Genomic DNA, 15,891 nt, shown 5'->3' with positions numbered 1-15,891 from the left:
TCCCGCCCACAGCGAGCACCTAATTTTGAGGCACTTACTTAAAGCGGGTTATACAATTTAATACGGAATTTTACGTATCTAGTAGCACATAAAGACGGCATTCATGGCAAAAAATCTAGTAATTGTTGAGTCTCCGGCCAAAGCCAAGACGATTGAAAAGATACTGGGCAAGGACTTCGAGGTCATTTCCTGCTTCGGTCACATCCGTGATCTGGAGAAGGATGATATGGGCATTGATATCAACAATAACTTCAAGCCTAAGTATATAATCCCCGATGACAAGGAAAAGGTTGTCAAGGATCTGAAGAAGTTAGCCAAGTCTACCGACGAGGTTTGGTTAGCAACGGATGAGGACCGTGAGGGTGAGGCCATCAGCTGGCATTTGTGCGAGGTACTGGGATTAGACCCCGAGATTACAAAACGTATTGTATTCCACGAGATTACAAAACCTGCCATTGAAAAAGCCGTGCAACAACCCCGCCTGCTCAATATGAACCTGGTAAATGCTCAGCAAGCCAGACGTATCCTGGATAGGATCGTAGGTTTTGAGCTGTCTCCGGTGCTCTGGCGTAAAATGAGTATGCGTAATCACCTCTCTGCTGGTCGTGTTCAATCAGTAGCAGTGAGACTGATCGTGGAAAGGGAAAGAGAAATCAACGGCTTTACCGCTGTGAGCAGCTTTAAAGTGGAAGCTTTCTTCATCGCCAAAGACCTGAATGGTAAGAATATTACTTTCAAAGCCGAAGGCCCTACCCGTTTCAAAACCGCGGAAGACGCGGAGAAATTCCTGCAGCAATGTGTCGGTGCAGCGTACGCTGTAAAAGATATTCAGGTAAAACCGGGCAAGAAATCTCCTGCCGCCCCTTTTACCACCTCTACCCTTCAGCAGGAAGCCAGCCGGAAACTTGGTTATAGTGTATCTAAAACCATGTTGCTGGCACAAAAACTGTATGAAAGTGGTAATATCACCTACATGCGTACTGACTCAGTCAACCTGTCTGATACCGCATTGGGTGATATCCAGAAAGCGATTACAACCAACTACGGAGAACGTTACCACCAGCACCGCAAGTTCAAAAACAAGAACGAGTCTGCCCAGGAAGCGCACGAAGCCATCCGTCCTACCTACATGGAGAATGCTTCAGTAGATGACAGTGATACCCGTAAATTATATGAGCTGATCTGGAAACGTACCATCGCCAGCCAGATGAGTGACGCGGAACTGGAAAAGACAATCGCCAAAATCGATATCTCTACCAACCACGAAGAGCTGACCGCCAGTGGTGAAGTATTGAAGTTCGATGGCTTCCTGAAAGTATATATGGAAGGTCGGGATGATGAAGATGAAGAAGACGAACAGGATGGTTCCCTGCCACCACTCGCACTGAAACAGGTACTGGACCTGAAGGAAATGAAAGCGACAGAACGCTTTACCCGCCCAGCCCCCCGCTATACGGAAGCGAGCCTGGTAAAGAAACTGGAAGAACTGGGCATAGGTCGTCCATCTACCTACGCACCAACCATTACCACTGTTCAGAAGCGTAACTATGTGGAAAAACGTGATAAAGAAGGTATCAAAAGAGACTTCCGCATACTGACCCTGAAATCAGACAAACTCACCAAAGTAACAGAATCTGAAAATACCGGTGCCGAAAAATCCAAACTGTTCCCAACAGACCTGGGTATGATCGTAACCGACTTCCTGAGCCAATACTTCGGAAATGTAATGGACTACGGCTTCACTGCCAAGATCGAAGAGGAGTTTGACGAGGTCGCACATGGTAAAAAGATCTGGAACAAAATGCTGAATGAGTTCTATACCCCCTTCCATAAAGATGTGGAAAACACCCTTGAAAACGCTGAAAGAGTAAAAGGTGAAAGACAACTGGGTACCGAAGAATCTACCGGCAAACCTATCGTAGCGCGGATGGGACGTTATGGCCCAATGGTGCAGATCGGGAAAGCAGAAGATGAAGAAAAGCCCCGTTTTGCAAAATTAAAAGCAACACAAAGCATCGAAACTATTACTTTAGAGGAAGCAATGGAGCTGTTTAAGCTTCCACGCAACCTGGGTAAATTTGAAGATGAAGATGTAACCGTGAACATAGGCCGGTTCGGTCCATATGCAGCACACGACAAGAAATTCTATTCCCTGAAAAAGGAAATGGACCCCTACACAGTGGAACTCGACGAAATTGCCCCGCTGATCGTGGAAAAACGTACTGCAAAAGATGAACGCACCATCAAAGTATTTGAAAAAGAAAAAATCCAGATACTCAAAGGCCCCTATGGTCCTTATATTAAACAAGGCTTAAGAAACTACAAGATACCAAAGGAGAAGATCGATACTGCTGCAGATATTACGGTGGAGGAAGCAAAAGCCATCATCGAAGACGTGAAGGCAAACCCTCCCAAAAAGAAAGCACCTCCTAGAAAGAAAAAAGCCGAGTAAAGTGCTATTACACGAATGTGCCGGTGTGTATATAGGGTTGTCTTTTTGATGAAAAGACCACCCTATACCATTTGGATGATTCAGGGATTAGCATATTTGCACATCGGCACATTTAGATTTGTTATGCACGAGACCAAAGAAATAAATGCTTTGTTCCATCTTCTGGACGATCCGGATCAGGAGGTATATGATACCGTTGCCAGCAAGATATTATTGTTTGGGAAAGAGATCATTCCCAACCTGGAGAATCTGTGGGAAAATACTGTAGATGAATCTATTCAGGAAAGGATCGAACAGCTGATTCACAGAGTCCATTACATGGACCTGCAGATGGCGCTGGCGCAATGGAATAAAGCAGAAGCGCCCGATCTTTTACAGGGAGCCATCCTTATAGCCAGGTATCAGTTTCCTGATATGCAGGCAAATTCTGTTCACAACGAAATCGAAAAAATCAAGCGTAATATATGGCTGGAGCTCAATAACTACCTCACTCCCCTGGAGCAGATCAACGTGCTGAATAGCATGATCTACAACTACTTCGGGCTCAAAGCAGAAGAGGTGGCCTATGTGCGCAAAAACCAGTTCTTCATCAACCAGGTGCTGGAATCCAAGAAAGGGAACCCACTGACCAATGGTATCGTCTACCAAAGCCTCTGCGCCATGCTGGACCTGCCGGTGTATGCGGTGAATATCCCCAGGCAGTTTATCCTCGCCTATTTTGACAGCTTCTACGATTTTTCAGAACCCGCCAGCCCGGACGACTACCGGATCCTGTTCTTTATAGATCCCATCCAGGGCCAGATCTATTCCCACCAGGATGTGGAAAACTACCTGAAACGGATGTCTCTCCCACCGACTCCCTCTTATTATACGCCACAGTCAAATACCAGGATTATCCAATTCCTGCTGGAAGAATTGTCCAAGTGCTTTCAGGATGACAAGGATATGTATAAACAGGAGGAATTAAAGAACCTGATAAGATTACTAAGCGGCGAATAAAATAAATTTACAAAGCACCCTCGCCTTCCGGCAATAAAAAAAGCATCTGCCAGAGACAGATGCTTTTTTATGTCGAATATTTTTATCCTTACTTATTCGCTAACCTTCCATTTACCTTAGAAGCAGTCATTCCAATCAGATCATTCATCACATTCACCGCTTCATCCAAATAAATATCCTTCTGTCTGAACTTCAGCCAATCCTTATTACGGGCCAGTTTAGAAGTATCATTACCAATCTTATCCAGGTCAACCTTCAGGCTGGAGATCTCCAGTTCCTTCACCTTATCATTTACTGAATCATAACGTTTCAGGGCATTTGCATTATTCTTCTGCTCAGTCTTATAAGTCTGATAGTTCAGAGAATAGCTTTCCTGAGCGTCCATTTTTTTCAGCGTAGCGATGTTTTCATTCATCGTCTTAAAGGCTTCGTTATTAGCCAGGCGTTTATCGCTATTCGCTTTCAGCGCAGCCACCGGCACCGGATCCACCCATGGAGTGAAATTAGCCTTTGGAATCTCGTCCCAGTTCATGGCATCTTTATCCTTACGCTCAGCTACTTCATAATATGGATCTGGCAATACGATATCAGAATTAACACCTTTCAGCTGAGTAGAACCACCATTTGCACGATAGAATTTCTGCTGAGTCAGTTTGATAGCACCCAGCGGACCTAACTCCTTATTGGAGTAGAACTCATCCAGGCTGAACATCCGCTGCACCGTACCTTTACCATAGGTAGAATTACTACCGATGATCACCGCACGCTTGTAATCCTGCATAGCTGCTGCCATGATTTCAGAAGCAGAAGCACTGTATTCATTTACCATGATTGCCAGCGGACCACCATACTGTACACTTTTGTCACGGTCACGAAGTACCATTGGTTCTCCACTGCGTGATTTAACCTGTACAACCGGACCATCCGGAATGAACAGGCCAGCCATCTGCACTACATCCTGCAGGGAACCACCACCATTGAAGCGGAGGTCGAGGATGATCCCTTCTACATTTTCAGCTTTCAGCTTTGTAATTTCCTTAGCCACATCTTCAGCGCAACGTGCACCGTTTCTGTCCTGGAAGTCTGCATAGAACTCAGGCAGGTAGATGTAACCAATTTTATGTTGACCACCGATAATTGCAGATTTAGCAAAGGTTTCATCCAGTACGATCTCGTCACGTACAATAGAAACGTCCTTAATAGTACCATCTACACTCTTTACAGTCAGTTTTACCACGGTACCTTTTTCACCTCTGATCACTTTTACCGCATCTTCCACCGCATAACCGGTGATGTCCAGCGGCTCCTTGTCTCCCTGCGCAACTTTCAGGATCACATCGTTTGCTTTCAGGTTACCTTCTTTCCAGCTTGGGCTACCTGTTACGATGCTAACGATCCTGATCTTACCATCTTCTTCACGCAGTTGTGCACCAATACCGAAGAATTTTCCAGCCATCTGTTCTTCAAACGCTCGCTTTTCATCAGGAGGGAAGAAGTCAGTATGTGGATCCATCGTAGCAGTAATGCTGTTTACATAAGTGCTGAAGCGCTCATTGTCATCCTGTCTGTTTTTCAAACGGTCGAAGTAACGATCGTATACCTGCTTCACCTTCGCACGTGCATCAGCTTCCAGCTGTACATCAGTTTTAGCCTTTGCTGTATCTTTCTTATCCTGCTTGTCGCGGGCTTCTATCAGTTCAGAATATTTTTCAAGGGTACGATATTTCAGCACCTTGCGCCACGCTTCTTTGCGGGCTGCTTCGTCCGCAGGATAGTCTACCTTATCAGGATCCAGGGTAACCTTTTCTTCCCTGGAGAAGTCAAAAGGCTTCGCCAGGATTTCAGGATACAGCGCTGCTGCCTCAGCGACACGTTTCTTAATCAGATCATTGATCGCATTGAAACAATCCAGGGGTTCACCCATCAGTTCATTATCAATATGAGTAGATAATGGTTTGAGGTTCTCGATATCACTCTTCAGGAAGAATTTCTTTTCACTGTCAAGGTTCTTGAGGAACTTTTCAAAGACTTCCTTTGAAAATTTATCGTCTATAGCCTTCGGCTGATAGTGCCCATCTTTTAATATTTGCCCAACCAGACCAATGATTACTTCATTTTTGCCAGGGGGGTCTTCTTTACGCAGTTTGCTGAAAGCCAATACGCCCATCGAGATGGTAATCAGCATAACTGGTATAATCACTTTCATTCTTCTCATAGAAAATCCTAATTGAACATCATCAAATATAACACAAAATTGCCCATTGTGCTAGAATGGCAGTTTTCTTTTAACAAAAGATTGAGAAACAGGTAACGTAGCACAGGCGCTATTTTAAAGGCGCTGGCGACCACATTCACTTCGGTTATTTGCTACTAAAACCAGACCAATGTCTTATAAAATTAAGGTTCCTGATTGAATTTAACGATACCGTTTATCAGTTTTAAATCCAGGCATTTATTCAAATTATATATTTTTGCGGTGGTTTAAAAACTGATTACGTGGATAATCCGGCTAACACAAACAGTAAGAACGACCCTTACGCTTCGCTTCGTCTTCCTGAATTTAACTACTATCTCATTATTCGATTTGCGCTTGTCTTTGCTCTTACAATGCAGTTTATTGTCATAGAGTGGAAAGTAAACCTCCTGTCCAACCATGATCCTTTTGCCCTGGGTCTCATCGGCCTTGCCGAGGTCATCCCGGCAGTGCTACTGGCTCCATTTGCAGGGCACATTGTTGATAAAAGAGAGAAAAGAGGCATCCTGCTCAAGTGCGTGATTGCTTATGTCATTATAGGTTCCGGCTTGTTCTTTCTCACCTGGGATAAAGCAGTGGAAGGTTACGATACGCACCATATCCTGATGGCCATCTACGGACTGGTTTTCTGCGGAGGTATTATCCGTGCCTTTGTCAGCCCGGCCAACTTCTCATTACAGGCACTGATCGTACCGCGTCCATTATACGCCAATGCATCTACCTGGGCCAGCAGCGCCTGGCAAATAGGCAGTATGGCCGGCCCTGCACTAGGTGGCTTGCTGGTATACGCAATAGGTGTACATTGGTCTATGATGCTGGTAGTTGCCATCTTTTTGCTGCCCCTGTTCAGTCTGATCATGATTAAACCCAAGCCGGTACATTATGCGGCTAAAGGAGAAAGCTTCCTTGAAGGATTGACTAAAGGGATGCGCTTCGTATGGAATACCAAAGTGGTATTGAATGCCATGGCACTGGATATGTTTGCAGTACTGTTTGGTGGCGCGGTAGCCATGCTGCCGGTATTTGCAACCAATGTACTGCATGCAGGTGCGCTGGAATTTGGTTTACTCCGTTCGGCAGTGGCAGTGGGTTCGCTGATTACCATGTTCATCCTCGCTTACAAGCCACTGGTACATAAGCCGGGTATCAAGCTGCTGGCAGCGGTATTCGGTTTTGGAATCTGTATCATCATCTTCGGTTTGTCGAAGAACTTCTATCTTTCCTTCCTTGCATTGCTGCTGAGTGGAACCCTGGATGCCATCAGCGTGATCATTCGTCAGACCATCCTGCAATTGAAAACACCAGATGAAATGAGAGGCCGCGTAGCTGCTGTCAGCTCTATGTTTGTCGGTTCTTCTAATGAGCTGGGAGCTTTTGAAAGTGGGTTTATGGCCAGGATGATGGGGCTGGTGCCATCAGTTGTGTTTGGTGGATGTATAACACTGGGGGTTGTGATTACAACTTATATTATTTCGCCGGCCATGCGAAAGCTGGACCTGAAAGCATAAAAAGAAACGGCCATCTCGCGGAGATGGCCGTTTCTTTTTATTTTACAATATCCCGCAGCTTCTCTAACACATAGAACACCGCAGGGCAAATAGTACTGTTCAAATAAGTGGTATTCGGTCGTTTCACAAACTCAATGCTATCGGTATATGGATAATTTTCACAATCACCCGGCCTTACATCGTAAATGCTGCAATAGTTGTCAGCTCCTAAAAACGGGCAGGGGCTGCTTTTCACTACATAATCCCCATCTTCGTCCAGCCGCAGGTAGGTTTCAATAAATACCGATTCCCGCATACCCAGGTATTTTGAAATACGCTTGAGGTCCGGCGTTTTAAACCGCGGGCTGATCGATTTACAACACCCTGCACATTGCAGGCAATCAATATGACTGAAAGCCTCCTCATGCAGATCCGGTAGTAGTTTATCCACACCCCTCCCCTTCTTGGTCTGTAGCTTCTGCAGAAACTGCTTATTGGCTTTTTGCTGCTCAGTCGCCCGCTGCTTCCAGTTATTTAGTGATGCATCCATTTGCTGCAAAGGTAATATTCTCCGTCTTTATCCCCCAAAGATCGAATTCACAGTAAGCTATTTTGAAAATTCAATGCATTTCCGCCTTTATACGACAATCATGTGACAATTCCCCGAAATATTCAGGGCACAATTATCACCACAATTTCCACAAGCCCTTGGCAGGTTTGGCCATTGCTAAAAAACAAAATACCTTTGCACATTCTTATTATCATACCTGCTTTCACATCATGAATCTTTTTGATATACAACAAAATGAGTTTGTAGGTCGGCACATTGGACCTAACGAAACAGAGACCAACCACATGCTGGAGACCATCGGGGTATCTTCGCTGGAAACATTAATCAGCAAGACAGTACCAGGTGCAATCCGCATGAATCACCCGCTGGCAGTGCCCGCGGCAATGAGTGAAAGTGATTATCTCCGTCATCTCAAAGAAGTATCACTCAGGAACGAAGTATTCCGTAACTACATCGGTCAGGGATATTACGATACCATCACACCAAGTGTGATCCTGCGCAACATCTTCGAGAATCCAGGATGGTATACCCAGTATACTCCCTACCAGGCCGAGATTTCCCAGGGCCGTCTGGAAAGTTTACTGAACTACCAGACAATGGTCAGCGACCTGACTGGTCTCCCAATCGCCAACGCATCCCTGCTGGATGAGGCGACAGCTGCTGCCGAAGCCATGAGCATGTTCTTCAGCGCACTGAACAAAGACCACGACAACCTGACCCGTCCTAAATTCTTTGTGGACGCAAATGTGTTCCCACAAACCAAAGATGTGATCCTCACCCGTGCTACTCCGCTAAACATCGAAGTAGTAAGCGGCGACTATAAAACTGCTGCGATCGATGAAACCTATTTTGGGGCATTGGTACAGTATCCTAACAGCCTAGGTGCTGTAGAAGACTATCAGCACTTCATTCAACAAGTACACGCAGCCGGCGCTTACGTAGCCATGGCTACCGACCTGCTGGCTCTCACCATCCTCACCTCCCCCGGTGAACTGGGTGCTGATGCAGCACTGGGTTCTGCACAACGCTTTGGTGTACCATTAGGTTTTGGTGGTCCGCACGCTGCTTTCTTTGCAGTAAAAGATGATTTCAAACGCGCCATCCCAGGCCGTATCATCGGTGTAAGCGTAGATGCACAGGGCAACCGCGCACTGCGTATGGCGCTGCAAACCCGCGAACAGCACATCAAACGTGAAAAAGCAACTTCCAATATCTGTACAGCTCAGGCATTGCTCGCTAATATGGCAGCTATGTACGCAGTATACCACGGTCCTGCCGGTCTGAAAAATATCGCCACCCGTGTAGCTATCCTCTCCAATGCGCTGGGCAAGGCCCTGAAAGCAAAAGGATATGCCCTCGCTGCTGACAGCTATTTCGATACCATCGAAATAACTGTAAAAACAGTAGCTGATATCAAGGCAAAAGCAGAAGGCGCAGGTATCAACTTCTACTATCCGGGAACAGAGAAGGTGATCATCTCTCTCGATGAAACCACTACCATCCAGGATGTGAACGATATCCTCTCCATCTTCGATGCAGGCAAACTTCCTGCAGACAGCAACAGTCTCAATACCACAGCTGTTCCTACAGAACTGGTACGTACCTCTGAATACCTTACACATCCTGTATTTAACAGTCATCACAGCGAGTCTCAGATGATGCGTTATATCAAGATGCTGGAAAATAAAGACCTTTCTCTCAATACATCCATGATCTCTCTGGGTAGCTGTACCATGAAGCTGAACGCTGCTACAGAGATGATTCCGCTGAGCTGGTCTCATTGGAGCAGGATGCACCCATTTGCGCCTAAAGCGCAGACCGGTGGCTACCAGCAGATTGTAGATGAACTGGGCGAATACCTCTGCAAAATCACCGCTTTTGATGCCTGCAGCCTGCAGCCAAACAGTGGTGCACAGGGTGAATACACTGGTCTGCTCGTGATCCGCAAATATTTTGCAAGCAGGAACGAAGGTCACCGCAATGTAATGCTGATCCCTATCTCCGCTCATGGTACCAACCCTGCATCCGCAGTAATGGCTGGTTTTAAAGTGGTAGTAGTAAAAGCACTGGAAAACGGGTATATTGATGTAACTGACCTGAAAGCTAAAGCTGCACAGTATGCAGACAAGCTGGCCGGTATCATGATCACCTACCCTTCTACCTACGGTATCTATGAAGAAAGCGTAAAAGACATCTGCGCTACCGTACATGAATTTGGTGGTCAGGTATATATGGATGGTGCCAACATGAACGCCCAGGTAGGTTTAACCGCTCCGGGTCTCATCGGCGCTGACGTTTGCCACCTGAACCTGCACAAGACATTTGCAATCCCTCACGGTGGTGGTGGTCCTGGTATGGGTCCGATCTGCGTGGCTAAACACCTCGCACCTTACCTGCCTGGTCACGTAAGCCTGAATGATGGTAAAGTTGCAAATGCAGTATCTGCAGCTCCTTATGGCTCTGCCAGTATCCTGCTCATCTCTTACGCGTACATTCGCCTGCTGGGTGCAGAAGGCCTGAAGAAAGCATCTGAAAATGCGATCCTCAACGCTAACTACATGAAAGCACGCCTGGAAAAATCATACGAAATCCTTTATAGTGGCAGCAACGGCACCTGTGCACACGAGTTCATTGTAGACCTCCGTCCATTCAAAGCAACTGCAGGTGTGGAAGCAGAAGATGTGGCAAAACGCCTGATGGACTACGGTTTCCACGCACCAACCCTGAGCTTCCCTGTACCAGGTACGATCATGATCGAACCTACCGAAAGTGAGGATAAAGCAGAACTGGACCGCTTCTGCGATGCACTGCTGGCCATCCGTGCAGAAATCAGTGCTGTTGAAACTGGAAAAGCTGATAAAGCGAACAACATATTGAAGCATGCGCCTCATACCCAGTTCATTATCACTACCGATGAATGGAACCGTCCTTACGGCCGCCAACAGGCAGCTTATCCGCTGGAATATGTGAAACTCAATAAGTTCTGGCCTTCTGTAAGCCGTGTAAACAATACACATGGCGACAGAAACCTGATCTGTACCTGCGAGCCCGTAAGTGCTTACGCAGAAGCAGAAGCTTAAGAGAAAAAAATTAGCGTATACGCAAACGGCTAAAAGCGAATGCTTTTAGCCGTTTCTTTATTTATAGCCCCCTGAAAACCTATATTTTTTTATTCACACGCATACTAAAAGTGCTTTTCTGCCGTATTAAGACTTACTTATATTTAGAAAAAATTTACATATATTAGAAATACGAAAAACCCTTATCTATGCAGGACTACTCTTTTATGACCATCGAGGAGATCTTTCTCCTTCAGGATGCGTTGAAAAAGAACAAGAGGCAAATCCTTAAGTTCATTTTGATCGGCCTTTCTCTCGTGCTCATCGCAGCCTATGTACCTCAATTCTTTCTTAAAAGAAGGTATTCCGAAGAAGAAATCGATGCCACCATGTTCAGTTACAGAAATACATGGTTCTGGGTATGGTTACTTTCCTTCGTTCTCGTACTTGTCTTCGCGCTGATTAAGGTGACTGACGTGCGGTACTTTACTATCAAAAAAGACCTGACCCTTCTCCAGAAAGGACAGATCAAAGTACCACTGGAACATGTATATCAGGGAAACAATGATATGCAGACCAGCTTTATCGTAAAACAGGAAGGAGTAAGAAAGAGAAAACGCCTCTTCTACTGGATGCGCGGCCGGCTCGACGATTATAAGTCAGGACAGGAAGTCGAAATAGTATACGGCCGTTATTCCCGCATCATTCTCAACATCAGCAAAGCCTGATCCGTTCCCTAAAACACCAACCATATCAACTGCATGTAGCTATTCATTTTTACACTATATAACCGGGGCAACAGGTATACTGTCTGCCCCGGTTTTTTTATACCTTTGGACGCACTTAGATTCAATGCCTTATGAATATTGAACAGTTTCGCGATTTTTGCCTCGCCCTGCCGGGTGTAACCGAAGAGTTTCCCTTTGGTGAAGAGACACTTGTGTACAAGGTAATGGGAAAAATGTTTACCCTCACCAGCCTTGATAGCTTCGAAAGCATTAACCTCAAATGCGATCCGGAAATTGCAGTTGAGCTGAGAGAACGCTATGACGGCGTCTCGCCGGGTTACCACATGAACAAAAAACACTGGAATACAGTCGATGTTCATGCAGGTATTTCCGATAAACTGATCTATCAGTGGATCCGGGATTCATATGACCTGGTAGCAGATTCACTGCCTAAGAAAACAAAAGAACTACTGAAAAACAAATAATGCTTATGAAACGGATCTTATGGCTATTTATGGCTGTCATCGCCTTTGGCACAAAGGTGAAAGCCATAAATGCAGATTCACTCTGGATGTACGAACACTACACCAAAAAAGAAGTATATATCCCCATGCGGGATGGCGCAAAACTGTTTACAGCCATTTATATACCCAAAGACAATGCAGAAAAACACCCTTTTCTGATGACACGTACCCCCTACTCCTGTTCACCATACGGTGAAAAGGAATTCAGACCTTACTACGCCAGGTATACCAATACATACCTCCACGAAGGCTATATAATGGTCATCCAGGACGTACGTGGACGCTGGATGAGCGAAGGTACCTTTATGGACATACGCCCTTATAATCCAGCAAAAAAGGGCAAAAACGAGATCGACGAAGCAAGTGACACTTATGACACGATCGACTGGCTGGTGAAAAACATTGCTAACAACAATGGTAAGGTCGGCGTATTCGGCACCTCTTACCCTGGTTTCTATAGCACCATGGCTGCTTTAAGTAGTCATCCCGCACTGAAAGCAGTAAGCCCTCAGGCACCGGTAACTGACTGGTATCATGGTGATGATTTCCACCACAATGGTGCATTCTTCCTCGCTGATGCATTTTCTTTTTATTCAAGCTTTGGTCAGCCAAGACCTAAACCCACCACCGCAGGACCTGCTGGTTTCAATTTCTTTACCACTGAAGATAACTATGAGTTCTATCTTAAAACAGGGCCACTAACCAATTTCTCCGGATTAATGGGTGACAGTATCGCCTTCTGGAATGACCTGATGAATCATGGTGACTACGATGCATGGTGGAAAGCAAGAGATGTAAGACAATACCTGAAAAGCGTTCAGCCAGCGATGCTGGAAGTAGGAGGTGTATTCGATGCAGAAGATTGCTTCGGCGCATGGAACACCTACAAAGCCATTGAAAAACTGAGCCCTGGTGCCAGCAACCGTATCGTAATGGGTCCATGGTATCATGGCCAGTGGAGCAGCACCGACGGCACTCATTTAGGAAATGTTCATTTCGGTAGCAACACCTCAGAATACTATCAGGAAAATATCGAAGTACCTTTCTTCAACTACTATCTCAAAGGAAAGGGAACAGCAGCTGATATTGCAGAAGCAACCGTATTCTTTACCGGGGAAAATCAATGGCGCAAATTCCAGCAATGGCCTCCTGCCAATGTACAGGAACAATCCATCTACCTGCAGGCCGATGGCAAACTGGATTTCTCCAAACCACTGGGTGCTGACAGCTTTTCAGAATATGTCAGCGATCCTGCAAAACCAGTTCCGTATACACAGGATGTACATTTCTATCGCACCATCAACTATATGACCGATGATCAGCGTTTTGCGGAACGCCGTCCGGATGTAGCCACCTTCTCAACAGCCATACTGAACGAAGATATTACACTCGCAGGGCCGCTGACAGCCAAACTGGTAGTCAGCACCAGCGGAACAGATGCTGATTTTATCGTAAAACTGATCGATGTGTTCCCTTATGATTTTAAATATGAAAGCAAGGCACAGAGCGAACACTACCGGGTACCTTCTTCCACTTACCCGATGGGTGGTTACGAAATGATGGTAAGAGGTGAAATCATGAGAGGTAAATACAGGGAAAGCTTTGAAAAACCAGTTCCATTCACACCAGATGCACCGGCTAAGGTAGACTTCACCCTGCCAGATGTAGCACATACATTTAAGAAAGGACATAAGATCATGGTACAGGTACAAAGCAGCTGGTTCCCGCTGGCAGATCGTAATCCACAGGTGTTTACAGATATCTACCACGCTACAGACAAGGATTTCAAGAAGGCGACCATCCGCATTTATCATGATGCAGGTCATCCTTCCGTGATAGAATTGCCGGTGTTGAAATAAAATATAACTTGCGGGCGTTCAAATATGTAAATTTTGTAAGTCCATTAATATTGATAACTACTATTTTATGATTAGAAAAGCCCTTCTACTGGGAGCACTAGGCGTCATTTCCCTGAATGGATTTGCGCAAAAAAAATCTAAAAAGAACAAAGACAAGGAGCAAACTGTTGTTCCTGCAGCACCTTTATTGCAGACCAAAATCGATACTGTAAGCTACGGCCTCGGTCAGGATATCGGAAATACTCTGAAGACCCAGGGATTAGACAGCCTGAACCTGAACGTACTCAAACATGCTATCGAAGATGCACTGAAGGATACGACCTTACTAGCAAAAGAAACAGCAAATATGAGTATCAGTAATTATCTTCAACAGATAAAAGCGGAAAAGATGCAAAAGAACAAAGAAGCAGGTGAAAAATTCCTGGCAGAGAATAAGACTAAACCAGGGGTGGTTGCACTGCCTAGCGGTTTACAATACCAGATTCTGAAAGAAGGTGATGGTCCAAAACCTACCGCTGCAGATAAGGTAAAGACACATTATCATGGTACATTGATTGACGGTACTGTGTTTGATAGTTCTGTAGAAAGAGGTCAGCCCATCTCCTTCCCTGTGGGTGGAGTGATCAAAGGCTGGACAGAAGCGCTGCAGCTGATGCCGGTGGGTTCAAAATGGAGGTTATTTATACCTTCTGAACTGGCTTATGGCGAGCGTCAGGCAGGACCGAAGATCGGACCGAATAGTGCACTGATTTTTGATGTTGAATTGTTAGGCATCGAGAAATAAGTTTTAATAAAAAAGCCTTCTTAATTAAGAAGGCTTTTTTATTAAAACTTAAACTTATTTCCAGATTCTCGGGCTCCTTTGCTCTATCATCATCAGATCCGCCAGCGCCATCGCTGCCACTGCCTCCAACACCACGGGTACCCTCAGCGCAATACACAGATCATGTCTTCCCTTCACACTAAACGCCTCCACCTGTCCACTCTTAATATTCAATGTATGCTGCTCCTTAGGTGTGCTTGAAGTAGGCTTCACCGCAACACGGAATACTAATGGATTCCCGTTCGTAATCCCCCCTACTACACCACCTGCATGATTCGTAGCTGTCTTTCCACTGGCATCCAGTATCGCATCATTGTGTTCTATCCCTTTCATCTTTGCCGCTGCAAAACCTGCACCGAATTCAATGCCTTTAATTGCAGGAATCGCAAACACCGCATGTGCAATAGTAGATTCCACTGAATCAAAGAAAGGCTCTCCCAATCCAATTGGCAGCCCTTCTACCACGCATTCCACAATCCCACCTACAGAGTCTTTCGCAGCAATGGCTGCTTCCAGCCCCTGCTCAGCATCAGGTAATCCCGCTACTTCTTTCAGGGTTGCTGTTACAGTAATGCTGTCACCCAATATCTTCTTGGCAATCACGCCAGCCGCTACCAGGTTCAGTGTAAGCCTGCCGCTAAAGTGACCACCACCACGATAATCTTCAAAGCCACCATACTTATGGGTAGCTACAAAATCCGCATGGCCGGGGCGTGGAAACTCGCGCAGCTTCTCATAATCAGTACTGCGTGTATTGTTATTTTCAAACAAAATCGTAATCGGCGCACCAGTAGTATGGTCATTGAAAACGCCGGATTTAATGTAAGGCAGATCATCTTCCTTACGCGGTGTGGTGCCTTTGGCGCCTGCCTTGCGCCTGTCCAGGTCTGGCAGAAAATCTTCCTGCTTCAGCGGAATACCTGCCGGTACACCGTCAATATTCACGCCTACACTAGCGCCATGCGACTCGCCGAAAACATTCACCCGGAATAATCTACCGAAACTGTTCATTAGTATGCTGATTTATTGGTGGTGTTCCAGTTTGAATTAATTTTCCGGTGCTGGTATAAAACCTTTCATCTCCAGGCATATAAGCGAAGCTTATTCGCCGTATTATTTCCGATATAAAGCAAAC

Annotated in this window: 11 protein-coding genes; 8 read left to right on the top strand and 3 right to left on the bottom strand. The window is 45.6% G+C overall.

Going from position 1 to position 15,891, the window contains the following annotated elements; translation table 11 throughout:
• The first annotated feature begins 103 nt into the window (after window positions 1-103).
• Together topA and U0033_RS27605 are read left to right on the top strand one after the other, a co-directional pair.
• Window positions 104-2,452 (top strand): type I DNA topoisomerase, encoded by a 2,349-nt coding sequence (gene topA, locus U0033_RS27610; RefSeq protein WP_072359881.1) that lies wholly within the window; start codon window positions 104-106, stop codon window positions 2,450-2,452.
• A gap of 123 nt (window positions 2,453-2,575) precedes the next feature.
• Window positions 2,576-3,451, top strand: coding sequence for a transglutaminase-like domain-containing protein (locus U0033_RS27605; protein ID WP_072360252.1), 876 nt, complete (start codon window positions 2,576-2,578; stop codon window positions 3,449-3,451).
• A gap of 88 nt (window positions 3,452-3,539) precedes the next feature.
• On the opposite strand, the gene U0033_RS27600 is transcribed toward U0033_RS27605, so the two are convergent.
• Window positions 3,540-5,666, bottom strand: a complete 2,127-nt coding sequence (locus U0033_RS27600; protein ID WP_072359883.1) for a carboxy terminal-processing peptidase — start codon at window positions 5,664-5,666, stop codon at window positions 3,540-3,542.
• A gap of 281 nt (window positions 5,667-5,947) precedes the next feature.
• Between U0033_RS27600 and U0033_RS27595 the strand changes: the two genes are divergently transcribed.
• The gene (locus tag U0033_RS27595; protein WP_072359885.1) at window positions 5,948-7,213 is read left to right on the top strand and encodes an MFS transporter; all 1,266 of its coding nucleotides are present in this window, start codon (window positions 5,948-5,950) and stop codon (window positions 7,211-7,213) included.
• Window positions 7,214-7,250: 37 nt separating this feature from the next.
• Here U0033_RS27595 and U0033_RS27590 read toward each other — a convergent pair whose 3' ends face one another.
• Complete coding sequence (locus U0033_RS27590) at window positions 7,251-7,742, bottom strand: YkgJ family cysteine cluster protein (RefSeq protein ID WP_072359887.1); 492 nt, start codon at window positions 7,740-7,742, stop codon at window positions 7,251-7,253.
• Between the two features lie 230 nt (window positions 7,743-7,972).
• On the opposite strand from U0033_RS27590, the gene gcvP reads away from it, so the two are divergent.
• From gcvP to U0033_RS27565, 5 genes are all read left to right on the top strand, one after another.
• Window positions 7,973-10,843: an aminomethyl-transferring glycine dehydrogenase gene (gcvP, locus tag U0033_RS27585; protein ID WP_072360254.1), complete on the top strand. Its 2,871-nt coding sequence runs from the start codon at window positions 7,973-7,975 to the stop codon at window positions 10,841-10,843.
• 188 nt (window positions 10,844-11,031) lie between these two features.
• Complete coding sequence (locus U0033_RS27580; protein WP_072359889.1) at window positions 11,032-11,550, top strand: hypothetical protein; 519 nt, start codon at window positions 11,032-11,034, stop codon at window positions 11,548-11,550.
• Window positions 11,551-11,681: 131 nt separating this feature from the next.
• Entirely contained in the window at window positions 11,682-12,035 is a 354-nt protein-coding gene (locus U0033_RS27575; protein ID WP_072359891.1) for an MmcQ/YjbR family DNA-binding protein, read from the top strand.
• A 5-nt stretch (window positions 12,036-12,040) separates the two neighbouring features.
• Complete coding sequence (locus U0033_RS27570) at window positions 12,041-13,933, top strand: CocE/NonD family hydrolase (protein WP_072359893.1); 1,893 nt, start codon at window positions 12,041-12,043, stop codon at window positions 13,931-13,933.
• Between the two features lie 67 nt (window positions 13,934-14,000).
• Window positions 14,001-14,717: an FKBP-type peptidyl-prolyl cis-trans isomerase gene (locus U0033_RS27565; protein ID WP_083571485.1), complete on the top strand. Its 717-nt coding sequence runs from the start codon at window positions 14,001-14,003 to the stop codon at window positions 14,715-14,717.
• Between the two features lie 54 nt (window positions 14,718-14,771).
• On the opposite strand, the gene U0033_RS27560 is transcribed toward U0033_RS27565, so the two are convergent.
• Window positions 14,772-15,767: a chorismate synthase gene (locus U0033_RS27560; RefSeq protein ID WP_072359895.1), complete on the bottom strand. Its 996-nt coding sequence runs from the start codon at window positions 15,765-15,767 to the stop codon at window positions 14,772-14,774.
• Between the last annotated feature and the right edge of the window lie 124 nt (window positions 15,768-15,891).

It is taken from the genome of Chitinophaga sancti (assembly GCF_034424315.1).
Taxonomy (GTDB): domain Bacteria; phylum Bacteroidota; class Bacteroidia; order Chitinophagales; family Chitinophagaceae; genus Chitinophaga; species Chitinophaga sancti.
Note: the sequence above shows the minus strand (reverse complement) of the source record. Positions and strands in the feature narration are given on the sequence as shown.